The sequence below is a fragment of the Streptomyces sp. NPDC001985 genome (assembly GCF_040296845.1).
Classification (GTDB): Bacteria; Actinomycetota; Actinomycetes; order Streptomycetales; family Streptomycetaceae; genus Streptomyces.
Window position 1 is genome coordinate 1 of sequence record NZ_JBEOYB010000203.1, and the last position, 1,020, is coordinate 1,020.

General features: G+C 67.7%; 1 protein-coding gene. It reads left to right on the plus strand.

Going from position 1 to position 1,020, the window contains the following annotated elements:
• Nucleotides 1-1,020 (plus strand): condensation domain-containing protein (locus ABT122_RS33590; protein WP_351559994.1); only part of this gene is annotated, 1,020 nt, incomplete at both ends.

A 1,020-nucleotide genomic window follows, 5' to 3' on the forward strand; every position in this document is an offset into this window, starting at 1 on the left:
CCTGGACATTCTGCCTTTGTCGCCGTTGCAGGAGGGTTTGCTGTTTCACGCGTTGTATGACGTGTCGGGGCCGGATGTGTATGTGGTGCAGTTGGTTTTCGAGTTGGAGGGGAGGGTGGATTCGGGGCGTTTGCGGGAGGCTGGTGAGGCGTTGTTGCGGCGGTATCCGAATGTGTCGGCGCGTTTTGTGGTGCGGGGTGAGGGTGGGCCGGTTCAGGTGATTCCGGCGGAGGTGGAGCTGCCGTGGCGTGAGGTGGATCTGCGGGGTGGTCCGGCGGGTGGGTTCGAGGGGTTGGTGGAGGAGGAGCGTGGGCGGCGGTTCGATGTGTCGTGTCCGCCGTTGTTGCGGTGGGTGCTGGTGCGGTTGGGGGAGGAGCGGTATTCGCTGGTTCTGACGGTGCACCATATTTTGTTGGACGGGTGGTCGGTTCCGCTTCTGGTGCGTGATCTGTTCGGGTTGTACGGGGGTGTGGGGCTGGGGCGGCCGGTGGTGTACCGGGAGTATCTGGCGTGGCTGGCGGGGCGGGACCGTGAGGCGGCGCGGGCGGCGTGGGGTGGGGCGCTGGCGGGTCTTGAGGGTCCGTGCCGGCTGGTGCCGGGGGCCGTGGGTGGTGTGGGGGTGGTGCCGGAGCAGGTGGTGTGCGGGCTTCCGGAGGGTCTGACCGGGCGGTTGGAGGAGTGGGCTCGGGGGTGTGGTCTGACGGTGAACACGCTGGTGCAGGGGGCGTGGGCGCTGGTTCTGGGGGTGTTGACGGGGCGTGCGGACACGGTGTTCGGCACGACGGTGTCGGGTCGGCCGCCGGAGATTCCGGGGGTGGAGTCGATGGTGGGGCTGTTCATCAACACGGTCCCGGTGCGGGTGCGGCTGGACCCCGCGGAGACGCTGGGCGCGTTCTTCCGGCGGGTGCAGCGGGAGCAGTCCGAGCTTCTGGACCATCAGTATCTGAGCCTCGCGGACATCCAGCAGACCACCGGGACCGGAACCGGGGAACTCTTCGACACCACCACCGTCTTCGAGAA